The following is a 22,597-nucleotide window of genomic DNA, read 5'->3' as shown; positions in this document are numbered from 1 at the left end:
TCAACCTCGCTCTCTCATTACCCTGCGCAGCAGGACAATTGTTTGACGTCCTTGTTAAAGGTCTGTGCGGCGAGTTTCAGACCCTCGACCATCGTCAGGTAGGGGAACAACTGGTCAGCCAGTTCCTGCACTGTCATACGGTTGCGGATGGCGAGCACCGCCGTCTGGATCAGTTCGCCCGCTTCCGGGGCCACAGCCTGCACGCCCAGTAGTCGGCCGGAGCCCACTTCGGCGACCAACTTGATGAAACCCCGCGTATCGAAGTTGGCCAGCGCGCGTGGCACGTTGTCCAGGGTCAAGGTGCGGCTGTCGGTTTCGAGGCCGGCGCGGCGCGCTTCGGCTTCGCTGTAACCTACGGTGGCCACTTGCGGATCGGTGAACACCACGGCCGGCATGACGTCGAGATTGAGCGTTGCCTCGCCGCCGGTCATGTTGATTGCCGCACGGGTGCCAGCCGCCGCCGCCACATAGACGAACTGTGGCTGGTCGGTGCAGTCACCGGCCGCATAGATATCCGCTGCGCTGGTGCGCATGCCCTGATCGATCTGGATTCCACCGCGCTCGTCCAGCTTCACGCCGGCGCCGTCCAGATTCATGCCCTGGGTGTTCGGCAAGCGCCCGGTGGCAATGAGCAGTTGGTCAGCACGTAACTCACCATGGTTGGTGGTCAGTACGAACTCGCCGTTGGTGTGGGACACCTGGCTGGCTTGCGTTTGCTCCAGCACTTCGATGCCCTCCATACGGAAGGCCTCCGTCACCGCCACGCCGATGGCCGGGTCTTCGTGGAAGAACATCGCACTGCGTGCCAGGATCGTGACCTCGCTACCCAGCCGGGCGAAAGCCTGCGCCAGTTCCACCGCCACTACGGAGGCGCCGATCACGGCGAGCCGCTTAGGGATTGTGTCGCTCGCCAGTGCCTGGTCTGAGGTCCAGTACGGCGTGTCTTTCAGCCCTGGAATCGGCGGAACGGCCGCGCTTGCGCCGGTGGCAACCAGGCAGCGGTCGAAGGCTACGATGCGCTCGCCACCCTCGGCCAGTTCCACGCTGAGCGTGTGGCCGTCCTGGAAACGCGCGGTGCCACGCAGCACGCTGATGGCTGGGGTGCTCTCCAGAATGCCTTCGTATTTGGCGTGGCGCAGTTCGTTGACACGGTCTTGTTGCTGCGCGAGCAGCCGTTCGCGCAGGACCGTCGGCGTCGTGGCGGACAATCCGCCATCGAACGGACTCTCGCGGCGCAGATGGGCCACATGCGCGGCGCGAATCATGATCTTGGAGGGCACGCAGCCCACGTTGACGCAGGTGCCGCCGATGATGCCGCGCTCGATCAGGGTGACGCGCGCACCGCCTTCCACCGCCTTGAGCGCGGCCGCCATGGCGGCGCCACCGCTGCCGATGACCGCGACGTGGAGCCTGTCACCCTCTTTCCCGGCGTCAGTGCTACCGCTCAGCCAGCCCCGTGCCTTGTCGAGCAGGACGGGACGGACTGGTGCCGTGGCATCTTCGAACGCCGCTCGATACCCCAGGGCCTCGACGGCGGCCTGCATTTGTTCACGGCTTACGCTCTCGTCGACCTTCAGCTCGGCCTTCCCGCTGGCGTAGGAAACATCCGCCCGATGCACGCCGGGGATCTTCTCCAAGGCCTCTTTCACATGCTCGACACAGGATGCGCAGGTCATGCCAACGATTTGCAATTCAGTCATAGCGTTACTCCTTCAAATGGATCACTTTTCGGTATCACTGTTTCTGCGGAGTCGGACAGGAATCAGGCCCGCAACGGCGCTGAGCGGGCGACACCAGATCCCATATCGACACCCCAAACATGACGGCTAGGCCGATATAGAGCAGCCAGCCGCTCCGCCAGCCGTACGCTCGCATAAAAAATACCGCTGCCAGCACCAGGGCAGGACCGATCAGGCCGAGCGCAGTCCGTCGCCACTGCCGATGATTGAGCCAGCCAAGGGCATTAACGAGCAGAGCCAGTCCAGCAAACAGGGGCAGCAGCGTGGTGATGAACAGGCCTTCCCACTGGCTCAAAAAGCCCAGTCCGATCGCGGCCCCCAGGCTAGCAAGGGCGGGAAAACACATGGCGCAGCCCATTGCAGAAATCAGCACGCCGACGGATCCGGCTTTGTCACCGAGACGAGTGAACAGATTGAGAGGATTTGCCATCAGAACTCCCTCCTATTGCTTGACGCTGGACGGATAGCCGGCGTCCTCGGTCGCCTTGGTCAGCGCCGGGGCATTAGTCTTGGTATCGTCGAAGGTGACGACGGCTTCGCGGTTCTCGAAATTCACTTCAGCCTTGGTCACGCCATCGACCTTGGTCAGCGCCTTCTTCACCGTAATCGGGCAGGCAGCACAGGTCATGCCGGGCACCGACAGGGTAACGGTCTGGATGGCCGCCCAAACAGGTGTGGCGACGAGAGTGGCGAGGGCTAAGGATGCAAGCAGTTTTCTCATGGTGAACTCCTGATCAGTAGAACAAGGGAAGGATGTAAGGGAAGCTGAGCGCGATCAGCGTCAATGCCGCAACCACCCAGAAGAGCAGCTTGTAGGTGGTGCGTACCTGGGGCACGGCGCAGGCTTCGCCCGGCTTACAAGCTTGTGGTGGTCGAAAAATGCGCCGGTAGGCAAAAAACAGCGCGATCAACGCCCCGCCGATAAAGACCGGTCGGTAAGGTTCCAGCACGGTCAGGTTGCCGATCCAGGCCCCGCTGAATCCCACGGCGATCAGTACCAAGGGCCCAAGACAGCAAGTCGAGGCGAGAATCGCTGCAAGCACCCCAGCGACAAGAGGGGCGCGCCCGTTTGATGGTTCAGACATGCATTTCTCCTTTCGAGCATTTGATCGATGGTTTAAGGTTAATCCCGTAGTCATGTACGGAGTCAAGCGGTATGAAAAACAATTTGGAAAGCCTGACCATCGGCGCTTTCGCCAAAGCGGCCGGGGTCAACGTGGAAACCATCCGGTTCTATCAACGCAAGGCGCTGTTGCCCGAACCGGACAAGCCCTACGGCAGCATTCGCCGCTACGGCGAGGCGGATGTCTCACGGGTGAAATTCGTAAAATCCGCGCAACGGCTGGGCTTTAGCCTCGAAGAAGTGGCCGGGCTGTTGAGGTTGGATGACGGCGCTCACTGTGATGAAGCGCGCGTGCTCGCCGAGCAGAAGCTCGAGGACGTGCGTGGCAAGCTCGCGGATCTGCGACGGATCGAGTCAGTTTTGGAGCAACTGGTTCACGACTGTTGTGCGAGCCACGGGACTGTTTCCTGTCCGCTGATCGTTTCGCTGCATAGGAACAAAGAGCCGCGCTGACCTACGATCAGCAGTTCCGTAAGGCGCCCCTGTTTGTCGGCTGGAGCTTAAAAAAAAGCGGCGCTCAATGAGCGCCGCTGAATGGCCAAAGGAGCACTTGCAGAGGCCACAGATGGGTAATCTGACATTTACGCTCGCGCCTTATCAGGACAGACTCACGCTGAGTCTGGTCGAGCGGAGCGTGCAGCGGTCGCTCATGTCCTACCTTGCAGGTGAACAGGCGGGCTGCTCTTCGACACGGCTAGCCGCCGTGGCCCCTCGTTGCTCAATCTTCACCACCAAGGCCGCCTTGTCGTGCATAGAAGCGGCCCGCTCAATCGCACGATCGCTCCCGCCCTCGGCCCATAGGATGGATGACAGCAGAGTCGAACCAACTATCAGCAGTAGTCTTAGGTATTTCATAACAGCCTCCTCTCGGGTTTTCTACCCACGAGTCGACTCTATCTCCGTAGTTAAGTACGGAATCAAGGAGGAAGTTGAAGTGAGCCTAGATTATGGTGCTGAGAGAAGATGGTAGGGCTTACGTGCGCTTTCTGTTCCGTTGCTCCCCAAACCCCAGCGAGCAAAGGAGCAAGCCAGATGACCCCTATACGCAAGTGGTTATCGAAACTCGCCCTGGTGACGACCTCGGTCATGGCGATCTTTGCAATTGCCGGGGCAGCCGAAAAATCCAACATTCTCGTGATCTTCGGTGATGACATCGGCCAGACCAACATCAACGCCTAGCCAAGCGGAATCAGTGCAGTCTTTGTCGAGTCTGTTTGGTGCATCTTCTTTTAGCTGCTGCCGCGTCGGTGGCAACCGGCGCAATTCAGCAAGGTGGGAAGGGGCACGGATAGATTTCATTGGTCACAACCAATGCAATTATGTGGTCAGGTCGGATGCAAACGCCTGGTCAAATGGAATGCAAATGGGTGGTCAAGTGGGGTGCAATTTCGCAACTTCCAACGGATCAGTGGAAGAGGTAGCGATAGAGAGCCGTTGCTCATCCGTGGCAGCGGAATCGTATATAGCCTCAAACCCGTCCTCTACAAGGTGGAGATTGAGATGGTCGGGGAACGCAAGTAAGTGGTAGACCTGGTCGCGCGGGCGACGCTCCGCATCCTTCACAGCCCAATGTACCCGAACCATCTTTCGAATGTGCTCGTAAACATACCTCCTCAGATCACTGAGACTGAAGGTGCCGGGAACGAGTATTTGAGCATAGGCATCGCGAAGCTCACGGGTTGTGAATTGCAGTTTGGAGTGGCGAAGCAGGTCAAATAGATGCCTGTCGAAAGTGAATAAATCCGGTTTCATGCAGGCCCCACAGAAATGCTAGAACAAAATACGGATTATAGTCCGTGGCCGACTAGTCCGCAAACCAAGGATAGTTTCGCCTCGTAGGGTACGAGGCAGTTATGAGAGATCTGGCAAAAGAGTTGGGTCTAAAAATACGAGCGCAAAGGAAAGCCAAGGGGCTATCCCAAGACGTCTTCGCCTTGGTCTGCAGGATTGATCGCAGCTACGTTGGTCGCATCGAGCGTGGTGAGGTGAATATCACCGTAGAAAAGCTATTTCAGATAGCTGAAAGCTTGGAGTGTGATCCAGCGTCACTTCTACCGCCAGGCCCTGAGTATCGCTGAATTGATCGCAGACTCTTTCGTGCGGCTCTACCGATTGTGGAATCGATGGTTTCCCATCGTTGACCCGTACCAAGCAGCTCTATAATCGTCGCAGCGATGGAATCGGCCTGGATAGGTGGAACCAAATTCGGAGGGAGTCAGTTATTCAGGAGCCGTGCTCAAATGGAGATCTCTGATTAGAGCTTTGCGATACCGCAACGGTGTTCCATTGAGCTCGATAAATAACAATCGATTTGCTGCGCTCACCAGCATGGGCATTTGATGGCTGGGAATACACACATAGCCCGTCAACTGTTTGTCATTGATGTGTAGCGAGCCGATGGCCGCTGGTTGCTCTACCAAGGTATCCAGCCATGGATCGGCGACCAAACGCAAACGTGCTTCTGGATATTTGAATTCCTCTGGATCAGTAACACGCCCCTCCAAGGTCAAGGTGGCCATCTCCTTAAAGTGGCTCTTCCCTTGCCACCGGTCCGTAGGCCTGGATAGGTAGAACGACCAGCTAAAATCCCAGCTTATGATCTGTATTTCATACCGAGCGAACAGCGTCTCTAACCGAGGCCGGCCACGTTTTTTTTTTAGATTACTCGGAGAATTTTTTGCCATAGCCTTTCCGTTTATGCGACAGGCCAAGATCTCTGTATTCATTGGCTATGGTCCGTAAATCTGTCTCGCTGACAGGCTCGCGGAGCTTAAGCCGCATATAGCCACGCCTCACAAAGCGTCTCTGCTTGATTGAGTATCAGCTGGGCCGCTTCCTCTGCTTGATCCGGCGGATACTTGTACTTGCGCAGAATTCGCCGCACCAAGATGCGCAGCTTGGCCCGCACGCTTTCACGGCTGCTCCAATCGACACTCACGTTGGCTCGCAGGCTAGCGGTCAGTTCATGGGCAATTTTGGCCAGGATCTCGTCGCCTAGCTCCCGCACCGAAGCCTCGTTGTTGGCCAAGGCATCGTAAAATGCCAGCTCGTCATCATTGAGCCCTAGAGCATCGCCACGTTGGCTGGCAGCGGCGAATTTCTTGGCCATTTCGATCAGCTCTTCGATGACCTGGGCGGTTTCGATGGAGCGGTTTTGATAGCGTTTGATCACATTGGCCAGTAACTCGGAGAATTTCTTTTCCTGGGCCAGGTTAGTGCTGTAACGGCTCTTGATTTCGCCTTCGAGCAAACGCTCCAACAGCTCGACCGCCAAGTTCTTTTCTGGAAGATTGCGTACCTCGGCGAGAAATGTGTCGTCGAGCAGGCCGATATTGGGCTTTTCCAGGCCCACCGCCTCGAAGATGTCCACCACGTCGCCAGAGACCACGGCATTGCCGATGATTTGGCGAATGACCAACTCGCGTTCTTCATCGGTTTTTTTCTGCTGGCTGACTTCACGTTTGATCAATATCACCTTGATCGCCTGGAAAAATGCCACTTCCTCGCGGACGGCTTTGGCTTCATCCAAGGTACAGCACAGGGTGAAGGCCTTGCTCATGGCCAGCGCGGTGTCCGCAAAGCGCTTCTTACCATCTTCCAAGCCCAATACATGGTTGGCGGCCCCGGCTAGCAGCTTGTGCCCGCCAGTGAGAAAATCGTTGTAGTCGAAGCCATGCAGCAGGCTGCGCAAAACGTCGAGTTTCTCCTCCAACACTGAGTAGACTTCATGAGCATCCACGGTCGGTCGGCCTTTGCCCTTGCTGCCGGTGTACTCCTTGAGCGCGGCTTTCAGCTCATTGGCGATACCAATGTAGTCCACTACCAGGCCGCCCTGCTTGTCCTTGAACACGCGGTTGACTCGAGCAATGGCCTGCATCAGGTTATGGCCCTTCATGGGCTTGTCCACGTACAGGGTATGGACGCAGGGCGCATCGAAGCCGGTCAGCCACATGTCACGGACGATCACCAGCTTGAGCGGATCGAGCGGATCCTTGAAGCGTTTTTCTAGGCGCTTTTTAAGCTGGCCAGAATAGATGTGCTGTCGCAACAAAGCCTTGTCCGAAGCGCTGCCGGTCATGATGACTTTGATCGCGCCTTTCTCCGGATCTTCGTCGTGCCACTCCGGGCGCAGGGCAATGATCTCGTTGTACAGGTGCACACAGATCTCCCGGCTCATGGCCACCACCATGGCCTTGCCGGGCATCTGCCCCATGCTTACCAGCCCCTGATTACGCTCCTCAAAGTGTGTGACCAGGTCGGCCGCCACGCTTTGAATCCGCGGCTCGGCCCCGACCACCTTTTCCAGTGCGGCCCAACGGCTTTTCAGCCGCGACTGGTGGTCGTCCTCTTCATCTTCGGCCAGTTCATCGACCTGATCGTCGATCGTGGATAGCTCGCTGTCTTTCAAGGACAACTTGGCCAGCCGTGATTCGTAATAGATGGCGACGGTCGCACCGTCTTCGGTGGCCTGCTGCATGTCATAGACGTGAATGTATTCACCAAACACCGAACGGGTATCGCGGTCTTCGCTGGACACCGGAGTGCCGGTAAAAGCCACAAAAGTGGCGTTCGGCAGTGCATCGCGCAGGTGCTGGGCATAGCCCACCTGGTAACGGGTTTGGCTCTCGCCGGACTGTGTACCCTCCGAGGTTTTCAGCTCCGCGCCAAAGCCATACTGGGTACGGTGCGCTTCATCGGCGATGACCACGATGTTCGCGCGCTCGGACAGCACCGGAAAGGTGTCTTCATCCACCCCCGGCATGAACTTCTGGATTGTGGCGAAGACGATGCCGCCACTCGGCCGGTTCGCCAGTTTGCTGCGCAAGTCACCCCGTGACTCCACCTGGACGGGTTGTTCGCGCAACAGATCCTGGGATAGCGAGAAGACCCCGAACAACTGGCCATCCAGGTCGTTGCGATCTGTGATCACGACGATGGTCGGATTCTCCATCGCCACTTCCTGCATCACACGGGCAGCGAAACAGGTCATGGTTATGCTCTTGCCCGACCCCTGGGTGTGCCAGACAACCCCTCCCTTATGCGTCCCACCGGGACGCGAAGCGCTAACCACCTGTTGAATGGCGGCGCGCACGGCGTGGAACTGGTGATAGCCGGCAATCTTCTTTACCAAGCGACCGTCATCCTCGAACAACACGAAGTAGCGCAGGTAATCTAGCAGCATCTTCGGCGCCAAAGCACCGCGCACTAGGGTCTCCAGTTCGTTGAATTGACCCAACGGATCGAGATCCTCGCCGTCGATGGTGCGCCAGTTCATGAAGCGTTCGGCATCAGCCGACAACGAGCCCATGCGGGCTTCGCTGCCATCGGAAATCACCAGGATTTCGTTGTATTGGAACAGATCCGGGATCTGTTCTTTATAGGTCTGGATTTGGTCGAAGGCTTTCCCTAGGTCGGCCTTCACATCGGCCGGGTTCTTCAGCTCCAGCAACACCAGCGGCAGGCCGTTGACGAATAGGACAATGTCCGGACGTCGGGTGTGTTTCGGCCCCAAGATGCTGAACTGATTGATGGCCATCCAATCGTTAGCTTTCACCTCGACCCAATCGATCAAGCGAACGAAGTCTCCCCGCGTTTCGCCGTCTTTTTGGTACAGCACCGGAACACCGCTGACCAATAGACGATGGAACAGGCGGTTGGCCGATAGCTGTACGGGCAGGCCCAGCTCGAGTACCTGCTTAAGCGCATCTTCGCGCGCGGCCAGTGGTACCTTGGGATTGAGCTTGGCTATGGCGCTACGCAGGCGCTCAACCAAGACCACTCGACGATAATGATCGCGCTCAGGACATTCTCCATCATGAGCGATATCCGGCCCATACAGGTGGGTATAGCCCACCTCCGTCAGCCAGCCGAGGGTTTCCTTTTCTAATTGGTCTTCGGTCATTCCGCTTCACTTCCTGTGTTCAACTCACCAGCCAGTTTTGGGCTCAGGACCGCCTGCCAATCCATCATGCATTAACTTGAGTGTCATCATTCGCTGGCCACCCACTCTCTGGCCGACACTTCGCCGGTCTGGTGGAAGCGACGTATTCTGCCGATGAACTCGGTGAAGTCGCCATTCTCTTCAGTCAGTCGGTTACACATATCCCAATCGATTTCGCTGCGTTCGCGAGCTGGGATCAGAATCTGGCTTTCCGTGGGGCTCTGTACGTCGAGCTGAATCACACCAATACCATGAGCTGCTGCCAGCATGCGTAACTCTTTGAGCGTACCGTCGCCCTCCACCGTGGCTGCCACCAGGTAGCCGAAATGTGCCCAGGAGGAGTTGGACACGGCCTGGAAAAAACTCTTGCGTGCATTGGAGCGATTGAGCAGCAGCTTGACCTCGAACGACCACAGTCGAGCTCGACGCTCGCCCGACACGCGGACGCAGTCACGCAAGTCTAGCGTCCAGTCGGTAGTCAGGTCTTCTAGGCCTACCAGGTCCGGATGCAACCATTCGTTGCCACCGCTGCCAGCACGGTTGGATGAACGTTTTTCGTTGATCCGCATGGCGTACACCCGCTGCTCATCAGTCAGCAGGTATTCCGCCAGAATCGGATAGAGCGCATGCTCACGCAACGGCGAGGGTTCAGGCAGGTCTGACGGTACGAGTGTTACTCCTTCGGCTGCCGCCACCTCATCGTTGGCATCCATGTCCGACCAGTAATAGTGACGTGGCCTTCCTTCCGTCGTTTTCAGTTGAGGGTGCATCTGCTGCCAGCGCGGGCGTGAACCAGAAATTTCCGCCACCAGTTGCTGTACCAAGTCATTGTCAGTCTGGATGTAACTGGCACTGCCCGCTTTCTTGACCGCACATTCGGCAGGAAACTGCTCGAATATCCATTGTGCCATTTCGCGAGCGGTCTGCTGGGTATCTGGCAGGTTCTGCAGGCGCTCGATGAAACGTTGACGCAGGTTCAGAGCCATATCAGACAGCCTCCGACAACATATTTTCGATGGAGGCTTTCGATTCCGGCAGGCGCAGCTGGCCGGAGATCAGCCGCGGTAGCAGAGTGTCACGGAGCTGAGCGAGGGTTTGGGCTTGTTGTTCATTACCAAAAATCATCTGATGAATAGTTTCGGCAAAATTATTGAACTGCTCAATCACCGATGCCGGTGGATTAACAACATGGAGTCGTTTCAGGTCGGCCACGGTTACATGACCAAGCCCTGTTGTCTGTTTGTTCCGCGCGAGTTCAGCAAATACTGGCTTTAGGTTCCTGAGCGTTTGGAGAACAAATGAGCGCTCACTGGGAATATGTGGCAAAACACGAAAAATGTGCTGATTGAGCAATGCCGGATCATGCCCCCAGACGAAAGTGTCAATGGATGTATCTGGATTACCAGACCACGAGAAAAGTATGTCCCCTGTTTTAATTACGTACTTATCCGGCATGACAATGTCTGAAAAAGCCGTTTGCGAGGTAACTCCAGCCTTCAGCTCCGCAATCTTGATGATTGGAAGACCGCGACGCTCCGCATTGGGCTCAAATGCTTTGTAAGCTGCTCCATTGATGTAAGAAGCCATATCGTAGATAGGTCGTGTAGCCCAGCCCTTCGGCACCAACCCTAGCTCGGACTCTTCTAAACTGTCGGGAAACAGCGCGGCGGTGGCCGCGTCCATGCCTTCTGGTTCGAGCCCTTCCGCTTTGGCACGCACCGGGTCGAAATTGACGAACCAGGACTTGAACAACACCTGGGCGATGGCTTCCAGGGTGGCGTTGGTTTCGCGAAGCAGGGTGATGCGATCGTCAAGGGCACCGAGCATCTCAGCCATCGCCCTTTGCTCGCTCGGCAAAGGTACACGAATAGCTACTGGGTACAGGTTATTTCTATTTAGAGATGGTTGGGCGCTACCAGAGTTAAACCCCGAAAAATCGAATGCCTTCATAAAGTAGAAGACAAACTTCGGATGGTTTCCCTTAAAGTCGGTGACGTACAGCGCAGTATTCAACGGCCAGTAATCCTGATCCGAGTATGCCGCCACGCCAAACGATGCGCCACTTCGACCAATTGTCACGCCGGGGCCCTTGGCTTTGACAGTATCGTGATAGCCCGTGATGCCGAATGAGCCGAGAATAGGGACTGAACCTGACTTTCGATCTTGATCTGGTAGATCATGGCCACGTTGGATAGCAACGAAATCGCCAAACGTCATTTTTCGCCACTCAGAACTCATAGCCCAGCTCCCCCAGTTTCTGCCGGATCAACTGGTCGAGCTCTGCGCCCTTGGCCAACTGCTCCCCTAACAGAGCCGTGAGGTTCTGCATCTTGTCGGCAAAGGCTTCATCATCATCCTCGATCGCTTCGGCACCAACATAACGCCCCGGAGTCAACACATGGCCGTGCTCGGCTATTTCTGCGAGGAGTACGCTGCGGCAGAAGCCAGGGACGTCAGAGTATTCGGCAATCTCACCGCCGACATCCAGCGGAACCCCGCGCCAGTTGGCGACGGTTTGCGCAATTCGATCGATGTCGCTGTCGAGCAGCTCGATCTGCACGCGACTGACATTCGTACCCAGTTTACGGGCGTCGATAAACAGCACTTCGCATGGGCGGGCGGCTTTCTGTTTCGTCAAAAACCACAAGCAGGCCGGGATCTGCGTGTTGAAGAATAACTGGCCGGGCAACGCGACCATCACTTCCACCACATCCGCTTCGACCATGGCGCGGCGAATATCGCCTTCAGTGTTCTGGCTGGAGCTCATAGAACCGTTGGCCAGGACGATGCCGGCGCGGCCGCTGGACTTGAGGTGAAACAGCATGTGCTGCAGCCAGGCGTAGTTGGCATTGCCTTGCGGCGGTGTGCCGTAGACCCAGCGCGGGTCGCCTTCGAGGCTGCCGTGCCACCAGTCGCTGATATTGAACGGCGGGTTGGCTAGGACGAAATCGGCGCGCAGATCGCTGTGTTGGTTACGGATAAAGGTGTCAGCCGGTTCACGGCCGAGGTTGAAGTCGATACCACGAATCGCCAGGTTCATCGCGGCCAAGCGCCAGGTGGTCGGGTTGGACTCCTGGCCGTAGATCGACACATCGCCGAGCTTACCGCCATGGGCTTCGATGAATTTTTCCGACTGCACAAACATTCCGCCGGAGCCACAGCAGGGATCGTAGACCTGGCCATGGTGCGGGTTGAGCACCGCGACCAGGGTCTTGACGATGCTGGCTGGGGTGTAGAACTGCCCGCCTTTCTTGCCTTCGGCGCTGGCGAACTGGCCGAGGAAGTATTCATAGACCTGGCCGAGCAGGTCGCGGGCCTGGTTAGCATCGCCACCAAAGCCAATGACGGAAATCAGATCGACCAGTTCGCCGAGCTTGCCGTCGGGTAGCTGAGCACGGGCGTAGCGCTTGTCGAGGATGTTTTTCAGGCGCGGGTTTTCCACTTCGATGGCGGCCAAGGCCTCGTCGATGCGTTTGCCGATGTCGACCTGTTTGGCGGCGGCGCGCAGCGACTCCCAGCGCGCCACTTCCGGTACCCAGAACACATTCACTTCTTTGTAGTAGTCGCGCTCTTCCAGCTCGCTGGCCAGCAGTTCGGCGTCCTCACTGCCCAGGTAGTAGTCATCGCCGGCATCGGCAAAACGACGTTCCAGCTCGGCGCGGCGGCCGGCGAAGCTGTCGGAAATATACTTGAGGAAGATCAGGCCGAGGACGATGTGCTTATACTCGGCGGCGTCCATGTTGGCGCGCAGCTTGTCAGCGGTGGCCCAGAGGGTTTTCTGCATATCCTGCAGGGTGCTGCTGGTTGGGTTGACGACGGCTTTACGTCCCGACTTTTTCTTCAGAGGCACAGGTTCTGCGCTGGCGGATGCCTCGTTTGGCACATAACGGGCACGGGCCTGGTGGAGCGCCTGTTCAGCGAGACTGCCGGCGGTCTGTTTGGCACCCTTTTGATCCGTCATGGACTATTCCCTAAATTCGACGCAGATAAATTGCGCAGTAAAAAATGAAAAATCGGCCATATAGGTCCGGGCGAAGATGGGCTGCATGATAACGGCTATAGAGTATTTCGTCTGACTTCCTCGGTGGGGGTAGATGTTTGAAAGACTCGAATCCTTCGCCGCACAGTTCCTTCAAAACAGTCGCGATGGGAATGCAGCTGTACGATCCGAGCGGCTGTCGTGCGGGTCTGTTCGTCTCATCTCTCCCGATATCAAAATGACTTTTTTGGCCGGTTGCGGCACCTGGGTCCGCTTTTCGCCGAAAGATACCTCGGGGCAATCTCTGCCTCCGGCCCATAGTGGGCTTTGTCACCACTGCCTGTTTTCGACACGATGAAGACATTCGATACAGAGCTGTTTCACCTAATTTTTTTTCTGCGAAATTGGCAAGAAACGGCCGGTCAGCACATACAACAGCAACCATCCTTAAACGCACGTTGATCACTTCCTGCGTTCATATGAAGATCATTCAGTTATGGCCTGCCCGTGCCGGCAACCACCAACAGCCTTGAGCGCAATGGCCACCGACAGACTGCAAAGTCCGATACCCAAGGCCATCCATAGCTCTGGGGCGTAAGAGTTGGCTCTTCGCCGGATCGCTGCGCAGCGGTAAACAGGCAGCGGCGATCATGGGTTTGATCCAGTCTGCGACTGAATGGGCATGATCCATATGCTTATTTGAAGGACGTGTTCACGCGCCTGCCGACAGCGGGCGAGTGAGATCGATTAGTTGCTATCGCATAAGTGGCAACCTGTTTAATCACGCAAGGCGTGATGCCCGGAAGCATACGCCTTGGCGGCAAGACACACGGAGGTGAATCAGGCAAAACAACTGCTTCAGGCGAGACGCGCAGTGGCAAGGTAACTGGGCGTCCTTGGCACTAAGCTCCCGATGATGGCTTTCTGGTTTCAGTCCGGCTACGCTGGCTCGCATCATGGAGGAGGCCCGATGAGTCAGTACCTTTTGAGTTTCGCCAGACAGAATCTTGAAGGGCGCTCGGACGCCTATCTCGTGCTGCTCTGGTGTATGTACAAGGCCTATCAGGGTAAGGGGCGCTACTCTGACCACATCAAAAACCATATCTCGACAGCGGCTGACGCATTGCTAGGCCGTGATTACCAGCGTGCAGCTGCGCGCTTCAAAAAAGTGCTCGACAACAGGCCGGAACTGGATGCGGTCGCGCCCTCTGCCCTAAGTCCAATCGACTATCTGCGGGTAAAAAATTTCCGGGGATTCGGCGAGTTTGGCGCTGATGATAAAGGAACTACGCTTCGCTTCAGCAAGCTCAAGAATATCTTCTTCGCCCCAAATGGCGGGGGTAAGTCATCTTTATGCGAGGCGCTGGAAATTGGCGCAACCGGAACGATCAAAGAGGCGCTCCGACGTAAGACCAAGATCAAGCAGTACATCGCGCGCGGTTCCAACCGGCCCGTGCTAACGCTCATGGGTACGAATAAAGCCAAAGTCACACAAAGTCTGACATGGTCTAGCTGCTTCATCGACCGCAACCGGCTTCAGGAATTTTCGCTGCTGGGCTCCAAGGACACGGGCAGTGCCGAGGGCGATGTCGTGGCCACGTTGTTCGGTTTAGAGGAGCTACAAGAGGTCATCTCGCGCTTTGTTCGCCCTGAAAGTTTTGTGCTCAAGGACTACAGGCGTGCTGATCGAGCAGATGAACTCGCAGACTTGGAGCACAACCGATCAAAATTCGCCTTTCAGCGGCGAACGCACGGTGCTGATCTCAAGTCATGTGTAGCGAAGGTGTGCCAGCTGTTGGGGTTGCGGACTGATCAAGATTACGACGTGCCATTCAGGACGCGCAGACTGTCGAAGCTGACTGAGTCCAGGATACGAAAAGCGGAGCGGCTGCGTGTCGCTCAAGCGCCGGTAGTTTTTACCCTCCGGCAAGCTACGCGTATCCGAGCCATCGCCGAGCGCCTGCTGTCCCGGAAAGCCTCAATCGAAGCCGAATTCATTAAGCGGGCCAGCGACGTCAATTACCAGGCAATTTATCTCGCCCTGCAAGCGATTGAGCCTGATAGCTCAGGTGATACCTGTCCGGCCTGTCTGACTCCGCTGGATCGAGTTGCTGAGAATCCATTTGAGCGTGCACGGCATGAACTTCAAGAGCTGAGCACCTTGGAGCAACTCAGACAATCAAAACGCCGAAACGAAACCCGCATAGCGCGCCTAGCGGCGGCAGTCGCCACAGCCGTAGCCACCGTAAAATCAAACTCGCAAGCAGGCGTGCCGTGCGATGTGCCTATGGATGCGCTGAGCACTGAACTCGGCAATTTTCATTCGGCAACTGACCGGGCCGAGGTCGGTGCGAGCGTCCTTGGGCTGTTCGTCACGGTGCATATGAGTCAGTCCTCGGCTATAGAGGCTTATCTTCATGCTTGCCATATCAAGCATGAGGAAGTGACTCAGGCAGAAGCACAAGCCACGCGTCTTGAAAGCGAAGCTGCCGGATTGAAGCAGGTACGCGAAACGCTCGAACAGCTCTTCAATCAAAAAAGGGCGCTTGAAAACAGCTTCGAGGTCGTCAACGATAAAATGGAGGATCTCTCAAGGAAAAGAGAGGCGCTGCTGAACGATGCCACTGATAACAGTCACTTCAACCACCTGCTGCACCATCTAGAGGCTGAGTACGCCAATCTTTATCGTGATCTGCAGGACTTTAAGTTAGGACTGGAAAAGTCACGAATTACAGGCATCGAAGCTAAAGCTGCTGAATACTACAGGTCGATCAATAATCATGATGAGGAGCATGAGCAGATCCAGTCGCTAAACTTCGAGAAAGATGGCAACGCCTACAGAATCAAAATAACTGATGTCAATGGTTCCACTCTCGACGCCTTTGCAGTGCTAAGCGAGGGGCACCTGAGAGCTCTGGGGCTGTCGTTATTGCTCGCGATGGCTCAAAAAAATAATTATCCACTGATTGTGTTCGATGACGTGGTCAATGCCATTGACAGTGATCACCGGTCGAACATCATTGATCTTTTTTTTGATGACCCTTATCTGAGTCGAGTCCAAATGGTGGTGACGACTCATGATCGCCTCTTCTGGGAGCGATTTTGCATCATTGCCGATCGCCATACCCAAGCCGATAACATTGCCAGCAATGTCTTGACCTACACAAATAAAGGCATTGTGGTCATTGATTATTCAGCGGGCTTTCAGAAGAAAGTCCATATGGCACTATCAGTTTACGACGTGCGCCAGGCGTTGGTGTATTGCCGTATCTGGTTCGAGTCTATGGTGCTTGAGTTTTGTATCGAGAAGGGCCTTTCTATAACTGCTCAGTTTGGAAAGCTGAGCGTGAAGAACAATATGTTCCTTCAGATCAGTCTTGAGAAGACGTTTACCCTCATCGAGCCTCACATCAACTATGACCTGACACACTTTGATTTTATCAAGAATGACCTTGTGAACTGGCGAGGGCAAAACCAGGAACATCATGCCTTCGACGAGGGAAGCCTGAATTTCGTCCACTCAAAGACCAGCAAGGAAATTGTCAGGATCTATGATGCAATTCGTCTGCTGGAGTGCCAGCTGTTTACGGCGAGAAAGAAGAAGTCCGGGCAGAAATTCCTAGCGGAACTCAACGCCAAGATTGAGTGGAACCGAAAGAAAATGCCAAGTTTTGCCAAGGCACCGCCGACGGTGCAGCAGGAGCGGCAGGCCGCATTGGAGGCGTTGGAAAAACGTGCCGCCGAACTGGATGAGGAACTCCACTTCATAGAGCGCTGCCTTGCAAGTATCGCTTTGCGAGATCAGGACGAAGGGCTGCCTGGTGAACCTCCGCCTGAAGGGGATGAAGAAGCGTTGGCCGCTGGTGGCTAATAAAAGCTTGGGGCGCCAGGGGCGCAGGGTGTGTTGGGTGAGATGTTCGTCGGAGCTCAAACTGATATAGCGTTGGGTACATGGGCATGAGAAAGCAGAAACCACAACAGCGCGAAGGGCGGACGCTTACTGTTATCCACCGGAAGCGGTCTATCGCGAATGACCGCTCATGGCCGAGGCTGTGTAAAAACGTTTTTCAGCGCGACAGGTACTCAAAACCGGACTGAAAATCGCGCTTCTACGCAAAATCCACATCTGCTGACATGCCGACAAATTTCAGATTTAACGTAGACGCGCACACTTCAATTTTGGCGAAGTGTTTTTACACACTCTGGGCCGTTTTCTGCCCGTTGCGAGAGGCAGAAAACGGCCAAAAGCCGACGGTCGTACCCAGCCAGCGTCTGCTGGCTCTTCCGCCTAAAACTCAGACTCCGCTTCGACGACCTTAGCGCGGTGACGCAGCCGACAGCGTGTGACCGGCTGGTGTCTGTGCTGGATGGAGATCAATGGCCAGATGGAAGGGGACAATACGTGCCGGTAGTTTCCCCCGCACCCCGATTCGGGGATACGGCGGGAGAGTGGGGGCGCTTACCTAGGTGATGGCGCATTGCCCACGCGCCCGCGCCGTGAGATTCTGAGCAATCTTATGATCAGGGCTGCGTACATGGAAGAAGATTACGAAGGCTGGCTCGCGAGCCGCCCAAGCCTCACAGAAGACAGAAGCCACCCTAATCACTGGCGAAACCGCGCAGCTGACTTGAAGGCGTCTGCCGGCGTTTTGTGGCACTCCATGGGGTCGCAAGACGCGGCCATCGCAGAGGAATTGGGCTACGCACCTGGCTACCGCATGGGGGTAGCATGCTGGTCCGTCTATCACATGCTTTGCGGGCTTTCTCTCGAAGTCATTATCAAAGCCGTTCTTGTCAGACGAGGCACACTACCGCAAAAGGTCGAGACACATTCCTTCGTGAAACTGCATGAAGTTCTGGGCGTTGAAATGGATGACGAGCGTAAGCGCCTTATGGCTTTCTACGAGGCAGCTCTTGTGTGGTCTGGCCGCTATCCCACTCCTAGAAATGCAACTGATGACAAGCTTCTGAACTACTTCGACCTTGCTAACGATATTCTCATGAAGCCCCTATCGATGGGAGAAAAAACCAGCATTCAATTGAAGGTTTCGAGCGGGGCCACCGACTGGCAGTGCTATTCAGCGCTCTGGCAGTCATACGCAGATCTGTTTGAAAATTATAGATGAACCAGTGGTTACACCAGATGTGTCGTCTACTTAAAGTTAGGCCATTAAATTTTTGAGGGAGAAATATGCGAATCGTTATCTCTACAGTTGTTCTGCTCGCGTTGTCCGGCTGCGCGACGAACTCTGGAATCGTTGACCTTGGCGGAGGCAACTACGTTTATGAAAAGGAGGATGCGATGGCCTATAACGGTAGCTCAGTGAAGGTAGAGATACTAAAAGAGGCTGCTGCGTTTTGTAAAAAACAAGGTAAGGTGCTTTCTGTACAAAGCTCCGCTGCGAAACCATATAACCCCTACTCTTCGTATGCTGGTGCCGAAGTTCAATTCAGTTGTAAATAAACTGTTTGCCTTGCCTAACAAACGCTTCGAGTGGGACTGTCCAAAAGCTGGCTTCGCCAGCTTCCGGCCAGCCTCTCAATCACAACGTTAGTCAGCGTCCGCAATGGGTCCAGGCTGTGTGAAAACGCATGTATCGTTTTGAAGTCTGCGTTGCTACATAAAATCTGGCAGCGTTTGGTTAGTCAGTAGACCTGAAATTTGCGTAGGCGCGCGATTTTCGTTGCGGTTCTGACTGCCAAACTCGCTCTAAAACGTTTTCACACAGCCTGGGTCGATTTCTGCCTGTCGCGACTGACCGAAATTGACCCTTTGCAGACATTCATAACGTCCTCTCGATTGAAGGGTTAGGCGCTCGCATCGATTTCGGGACTTGATAGTGCATTTCGCACAAGCTGAGTAACAGATTCTTCGTGTATGCCTTTACGCCTGCAGTACTTTGACTGAAGCCACACCTTTAGCTCCTTGGCTCCTTTGCTCGCATTGCAGGACATGCAGCACCTGGCGATGTTTTCGCGGGTAACGATTCTGGCGTCGTTGATGATGTGTTCCCAAGAGGGCGTGGTGCCGCGAGTTTGGGCCGGAAGCAAAAAAACCACGCCGCAGTAAACACAGGCAGTATCTCGCGCCAACACCTCTTGTTCGAGCCAGTCCGGGATGTTCCATCTGTTCACAGTGAGCCTCCTTGCGGCATCTGTTACGAGGCGCCTAACGATTAGGCTAACCGGCGAGCAAAAGCGCAGCTTTTGCGAGTCCAACGAACGAAGTGAGCGTGGTTGAGCGGCTTGTTATGTGATGTTGCAGTGTGCGCGCTGCTAACCAATTACTTTCGTTGTTGATTCGATCTTTACCGTAATTTTTAAGTCACCAAATGGTTTGATGTTGTCCTGAGCTCCGGTTACTAGATTAGTTGAAGCGGCTTTGAACATATCTCCCATGAGCTTTAATCTTGCCTCCTTCATTTGCTTAATCTGTGGCAATGTAAAATGCGGCTGCAGTGGTGTATAGAGCTGATCTGATAGTTGAATTGGCCTTGGAAAGCAGTTCGGGCTGTAATATTCATCGATAATACCCCAGACTCTGCTAACAAAATTAATAGTGCTTACGAAATCTGACCATTGCATGCCTGTATTATTTTCATTGTGTGCAACTGACTTATTGCGAAAATCCAAGAAGCGTTTTATTGCTTGGTTTCTGGTAGATTCATTTCGAGCAAATTGTTCAGTTATATAATCAATTTCATCTTCGCTTGCTATTTTGGCTTTTTTGATTTCATCGACGTCATGATTCCAAATATTATTCAATGAAAAGTCGCCTGACTTGTTATTGAATAGCTTCGCTAGTTCACAGCTAACCATAAATGTAATGCTCACATTTATTAGGTTATGGATGTAGTTATCTTGAGTTAGAAAAAATTCTGCATCAACTTCATTTATGGAATGCCAAAATGTATAGCTTTCCATAATCTGAAGAATTATTTTTTCAATTCCCCGAGGCAAGCTTCCGTTTTGATAGTTCGGGTCAGCTTTAAGCCTCTTTAAATAATCAAGCTGATCCTGAATTTGGTTGGTTGTAACATACCCGCCGTCAACCATTTCTTGGTTACGCTGAATCTCCTGATCGATTCTGTCTTTTTCGATGGTTCCGTACATGAGAAAAGTGAAGTTCTCTTTTGTCTTCTCCATATTGTTGAAGTTGATGGTGGTGCAGTTTTGCTTAAGGCTGATCATGGAATTCCTTTTCTGGGAGTAATCTAATTTCTTGGATACTCACATAACGATTAAGCTAAGGGGCCGGCTTTAGCCGGTCCCAGTGAGCGAAGCGAACGGTTTGAGCGCATTGTTAGTCGCCGCTACCACGGTATACTTCGGGCAGTAACCCCTAAAACATTGAAAGCGCTCGTTAGGAGCGCGAACAAGAAAAGAACCCATGGTATTAAATAGTCGGGAGTTTCTTCTTTCCCTATTAGAAATTCAATTATTTTCCAGGCCTTAAACCATAGCCAGTGAAACCATCTGTATTTTATTGTGTAGCCTCTGAAGTCATTTCCTGGCAAGCGCGGCTCCCTGTAGTAAGCTTGATAGCTCAAGCATAATTGCCCGTATTCGTACTTCAACTCTTGTGGGACGGTGGCAAAGTCAATGTTGTTGTATGTGTTTATGCCTTTTTCTAGCGCATAATCATCTCGTTCTTTCTGAAATCTGTCTTTTTGGTTATTTACATAGTCTTGTCTAGCGCGTTTCTCTAGTAGTTTGTAGAGCAAGGACTCTTGCTTTCCGCCTAGGCTGGTGTTAATTGTTTTAATAACACCATGCTTGATCATATTTCTTGAGCTCAGATAAAAGCGCCAAGCGAAGTATAAAAGGATAGTGTGGGCAATCCAGGTGAGTGCGGCTGGATTTGTGATTTCGTAATTAATAAATATCAGTCGAATAGAATCACCGGCGGGCGCGAGCCCTAATGCCCAATACACGATGAACATCATTGAGATGAACTTAAGGTTTCGAGAGTGTAAGTTAGGTTCGGTAAAGGCCATTTTGTTACTTTCCCTTAAAGATTCTTATTAAGGTCCCGGGCAATGTAGGCTGTTGGGGTGGCTAACTACTATTAGGCGACATGCCCTGTCGCGTTTCTTATCGCGATGGCGTGTCGGATAAGCTCTAGAGGTGGTCGCGGCAAACGCGACATCGCCCAGAGAGAAACACGACACGGGTGACGGCAAGCCCTGCTGCCCTCAAGATTCGAAGGCAGCATCGATGACGCTACCCATTTGTCATCACTGTGTCCACCGTCCGCTCCTGGCCGTTCTCTGCCGATCACGACCGTCTGCTGTTAACCGACTGCTGCCCGCCATGAAGGGCAATGAAATAGGCCAAACAAGCTGCTGTAGCCAGAGCATTGGTTGAATACGTGAAGCAATAGCAAAAAGGCGAATACCAGAATAGTTTAACGGCTAGGTCTTTTAGATTAATTTTGCCATTCACGCCTCGTAATTAGCAGAAAAATCTAGATCGTTGGTTTTATGCGCAATTATGCAAAAATTCATAATTTGCTTGAAGGCAGGGTTCGGCGACGAAAAAAAAGTGTGCTGGAGGCTGGGTAAAAAGGGTGGATAAAACCGTCTCTCAATATCCTAGGCCTTTGGGGCGTTTCTGCCGGTGAGAATACGAGGCGCGTTGGTCAAAGCTGAACGGTGACGGTTCATGGTCGCACGTGCGATTGTTGTCCCGCGCTTCATCTTTGTCCAAAAATGCCAGCAGTAAGGAAAAGAAATGTTTCCTTTAAGTGCTAAATATAGCCATAAAGACAATATTTCTTTACTTACGGCTATCGGCCATTTACCGCCAGTGACTTCAGGCCGGGGCCTGTCCAGAAATGCCGTTCGGGTTAGCCACCAAATGAATTCATTTGAACACCTAGCCCGCCAGCCTCGTGAAAATCCACCTACATCGACTTGATCGAAACCACTTCCACAAACCGGAATTTTTTCCTAGCCACCCTAGTCGCTTGCTGCTCAGCTAGGAGGGTACTCAACGTATCAGCCTCATGGAACATCTCGTGCGTTTTGCCTTCAAATTCATTCCCCACTCGAAGCATGACTCTCAGCCTAGGTGTATATGCTTTCGCGACCTTCTTTTTCTTTGCCACCTTTGCCGACTGCGTGATCACGGTATCCGGAAGAGGCTTTTGCACTGGAGACGCACTGCCCTGCGCAACCTGCTCGCCAGCACCGAAAAGCGCCCGGCGCATCTCTTCTTCAGTTAGTTCTGGATTCATGCCAATTCTCAGGGGGATGTTATGAGTAGCTAGTACGATTCTATCAGCATGACGAATTTCTCCAGTAGCGAGTCCCCTCTGATTAGCTCTAGGGCGATGGAATGGGTCGCTATCTATTCGTCATGGACGAACTAGCTCGTTTTCAGCTATGCGGCTGAATTGGGTGCGATCAAGAGATCCTTTTAACCACCCTGAGTAAATTCTATCGTGAGTTTACACTAGCGTGAACTACGCACTAATGCGATACCCTTTCGCAAGCGAAAGCGACGCCATTTCTTTCTACTACCGTTAGCAAAAATCGGTAAGAAGGGTCAGCAACCTGCCGAATGCCTCACCTGCGACAGACTCAGCGCTCGACCGGGGTCGAAGCTTTGCCGTCGTAAAACTTTTCGGCTATCAAAATTTCACTTGGAGTGGGATATTGCCTTAATAACTGAAAAGCGCTAAGACGCACGGATTCCGGAACTAAATTATTACCTGATAGGTCAATTAAAAAATCTCGAGTCTGTATCAGCGATCGCACACGTGCATTTGGCCTCGTCATTTTATCTCTCCATCAGGCAGGGTAGTCGCTTCA

General features: G+C 53.9%; 21 protein-coding genes and 1 pseudogene. 7 read left to right on the top strand and 15 right to left on the bottom strand.

Annotated elements, in window-relative coordinates; all coding sequences use genetic code 11:
• Positions 1 to 17: 17 nt before the first annotated feature.
• The 4 genes from merA to merT are packed head-to-tail and all read right to left on the bottom strand — an operon-like array spanning position 18 to position 2,824.
• Complete coding sequence (merA, locus tag FFS64_RS22720; protein WP_057977941.1) at positions 18 to 1,700, bottom strand: mercury(II) reductase; 1,683 nt, start codon at positions 1,698 to 1,700, stop codon at positions 18 to 20.
• A gap of 34 nt (positions 1,701 to 1,734) precedes the next feature.
• On the bottom strand, positions 1,735 to 2,169 hold the full coding sequence (merC, locus tag FFS64_RS22715) for an organomercurial transporter MerC (RefSeq protein ID WP_057977939.1): 435 nt from the start codon (positions 2,167 to 2,169) through the stop codon (positions 1,735 to 1,737).
• Positions 2,170 to 2,181: 12 nt separating this feature from the next.
• Complete coding sequence (gene merP, locus FFS64_RS22710; RefSeq protein ID WP_029380721.1) at positions 2,182 to 2,460, bottom strand: mercury resistance system periplasmic binding protein MerP; 279 nt, start codon at positions 2,458 to 2,460, stop codon at positions 2,182 to 2,184.
• A gap of 13 nt (positions 2,461 to 2,473) precedes the next feature.
• The gene (gene merT, locus FFS64_RS22705) at positions 2,474 to 2,824 is read right to left on the bottom strand and encodes a mercuric ion transporter MerT (protein WP_057977937.1); all 351 of its coding nucleotides are present in this window, start codon (positions 2,822 to 2,824) and stop codon (positions 2,474 to 2,476) included.
• Positions 2,825 to 2,895: 71 nt separating this feature from the next.
• On the opposite strand from merT, the gene merR reads away from it, so the two are divergent.
• Entirely contained in the window at positions 2,896 to 3,315 is a 420-nt protein-coding gene (merR, locus tag FFS64_RS22700) for an Hg(II)-responsive transcriptional regulator (protein ID WP_003160532.1), read from the top strand.
• A gap of 201 nt (positions 3,316 to 3,516) precedes the next feature.
• On the opposite strand, the gene FFS64_RS32015 is transcribed toward merR, so the two are convergent.
• Positions 3,517 to 3,717, bottom strand: a complete 201-nt coding sequence (locus FFS64_RS32015) for a co-regulatory protein PtrA N-terminal domain-containing protein (protein ID WP_137807262.1) — start codon at positions 3,715 to 3,717, stop codon at positions 3,517 to 3,519.
• Between the two features lie 177 nt (positions 3,718 to 3,894).
• Here FFS64_RS32015 and FFS64_RS31325 point away from each other — a divergent pair, with 177 nt between their 5' ends.
• Together FFS64_RS31325 and FFS64_RS22690 are read left to right on the top strand one after the other, a co-directional pair.
• Complete coding sequence (locus FFS64_RS31325) at positions 3,895 to 4,041, top strand: hypothetical protein (protein ID WP_171017118.1); 147 nt, start codon at positions 3,895 to 3,897, stop codon at positions 4,039 to 4,041.
• Between the two features lie 674 nt (positions 4,042 to 4,715).
• A complete protein-coding gene (locus tag FFS64_RS22690; RefSeq protein WP_137807261.1) occupies positions 4,716 to 4,940 on the top strand; it encodes a helix-turn-helix domain-containing protein in 225 nt (74 codons plus the stop codon).
• Between the two features lie 141 nt (positions 4,941 to 5,081).
• Here the strand turns inward: FFS64_RS22690 and FFS64_RS31800 are convergent, their stop codons facing one another.
• The 5 genes from FFS64_RS31800 to FFS64_RS22665 form a co-directional block, all read right to left on the bottom strand.
• Positions 5,082 to 5,381, bottom strand: a complete 300-nt coding sequence (locus FFS64_RS31800) for a hypothetical protein (RefSeq protein WP_232620239.1) — start codon at positions 5,379 to 5,381, stop codon at positions 5,082 to 5,084.
• Positions 5,382 to 5,632: 251 nt separating this feature from the next.
• On the bottom strand, positions 5,633 to 8,764 hold the full coding sequence (locus FFS64_RS22680) for a type I restriction endonuclease subunit R (protein ID WP_137807259.1): 3,132 nt from the start codon (positions 8,762 to 8,764) through the stop codon (positions 5,633 to 5,635).
• An 86-nt stretch (positions 8,765 to 8,850) separates the two neighbouring features.
• On the bottom strand, positions 8,851 to 9,789 hold the full coding sequence (locus FFS64_RS22675; protein ID WP_137807258.1) for a COG2958 family protein: 939 nt from the start codon (positions 9,787 to 9,789) through the stop codon (positions 8,851 to 8,853).
• A 1-nt stretch (position 9,790) separates the two neighbouring features.
• On the bottom strand, positions 9,791 to 11,041 hold the full coding sequence (locus FFS64_RS22670) for a restriction endonuclease subunit S (protein WP_238347423.1): 1,251 nt from the start codon (positions 11,039 to 11,041) through the stop codon (positions 9,791 to 9,793).
• On the bottom strand, positions 11,031 to 12,764 hold the full coding sequence (locus FFS64_RS22665; protein WP_137807257.1) for a class I SAM-dependent DNA methyltransferase: 1,734 nt from the start codon (positions 12,762 to 12,764) through the stop codon (positions 11,031 to 11,033). Before FFS64_RS22665 ends, FFS64_RS22670 begins: the two co-directional genes overlap by 11 nt.
• A gap of 602 nt (positions 12,765 to 13,366) precedes the next feature.
• On the opposite strand from FFS64_RS22665, the pseudogene FFS64_RS22660 reads away from it, so the two are divergent.
• The 4 genes and pseudogenes from FFS64_RS22660 to FFS64_RS22645 all read left to right on the top strand — a co-directional run.
• A pseudogene (locus FFS64_RS22660) lies at positions 13,367 to 13,533 on the top strand (transposase domain-containing protein); the annotation flags it as partial.
• Positions 13,534 to 13,752: 219 nt separating this feature from the next.
• Entirely contained in the window at positions 13,753 to 16,653 is a 2,901-nt protein-coding gene (locus tag FFS64_RS22655; protein WP_137807256.1) for an ATP-binding protein, read from the top strand.
• A gap of 664 nt (positions 16,654 to 17,317) precedes the next feature.
• A complete protein-coding gene (locus FFS64_RS22650; RefSeq protein WP_137807255.1) occupies positions 17,318 to 17,908 on the top strand; it encodes a hypothetical protein in 591 nt (196 codons plus the stop codon).
• Positions 17,909 to 17,973: 65 nt separating this feature from the next.
• A complete protein-coding gene (locus tag FFS64_RS22645) occupies positions 17,974 to 18,246 on the top strand; it encodes a hypothetical protein (protein WP_137807254.1) in 273 nt (90 codons plus the stop codon).
• A gap of 344 nt (positions 18,247 to 18,590) precedes the next feature.
• On the opposite strand, the gene FFS64_RS22640 is transcribed toward FFS64_RS22645, so the two are convergent.
• The 5 genes from FFS64_RS22640 to FFS64_RS32245 form a co-directional block, all read right to left on the bottom strand.
• Positions 18,591 to 18,917: an HNH endonuclease gene (locus tag FFS64_RS22640; RefSeq protein ID WP_137807268.1), complete on the bottom strand. Its 327-nt coding sequence runs from the start codon at positions 18,915 to 18,917 to the stop codon at positions 18,591 to 18,593.
• 141 nt (positions 18,918 to 19,058) lie between these two features.
• A complete protein-coding gene (locus FFS64_RS22635; RefSeq protein WP_137807253.1) occupies positions 19,059 to 19,973 on the bottom strand; it encodes a hypothetical protein in 915 nt (304 codons plus the stop codon).
• 122 nt (positions 19,974 to 20,095) lie between these two features.
• On the bottom strand, positions 20,096 to 20,779 hold the full coding sequence (locus FFS64_RS22630) for a hypothetical protein (RefSeq protein WP_137807252.1): 684 nt from the start codon (positions 20,777 to 20,779) through the stop codon (positions 20,096 to 20,098).
• A gap of 908 nt (positions 20,780 to 21,687) precedes the next feature.
• The gene (locus FFS64_RS22625; RefSeq protein WP_137807251.1) at positions 21,688 to 22,020 is read right to left on the bottom strand and encodes a hypothetical protein; all 333 of its coding nucleotides are present in this window, start codon (positions 22,018 to 22,020) and stop codon (positions 21,688 to 21,690) included.
• 346 nt (positions 22,021 to 22,366) lie between these two features.
• Positions 22,367 to 22,564, bottom strand: coding sequence for a BPSL0761 family protein (locus tag FFS64_RS32245; protein WP_372242181.1), 198 nt, complete (start codon positions 22,562 to 22,564; stop codon positions 22,367 to 22,369).
• Positions 22,565 to 22,597: the final 33 nt, after the last annotated feature.

Origin of the sequence: Pseudomonas sp. G(2018), from assembly GCF_005502415.1 — a bacterium.
Taxonomy (GTDB): domain Bacteria; phylum Pseudomonadota; class Gammaproteobacteria; order Pseudomonadales; family Pseudomonadaceae; genus Aquipseudomonas.
Note: the sequence above shows the minus strand (reverse complement) of the source record. Positions and strands in the feature narration are given on the sequence as shown.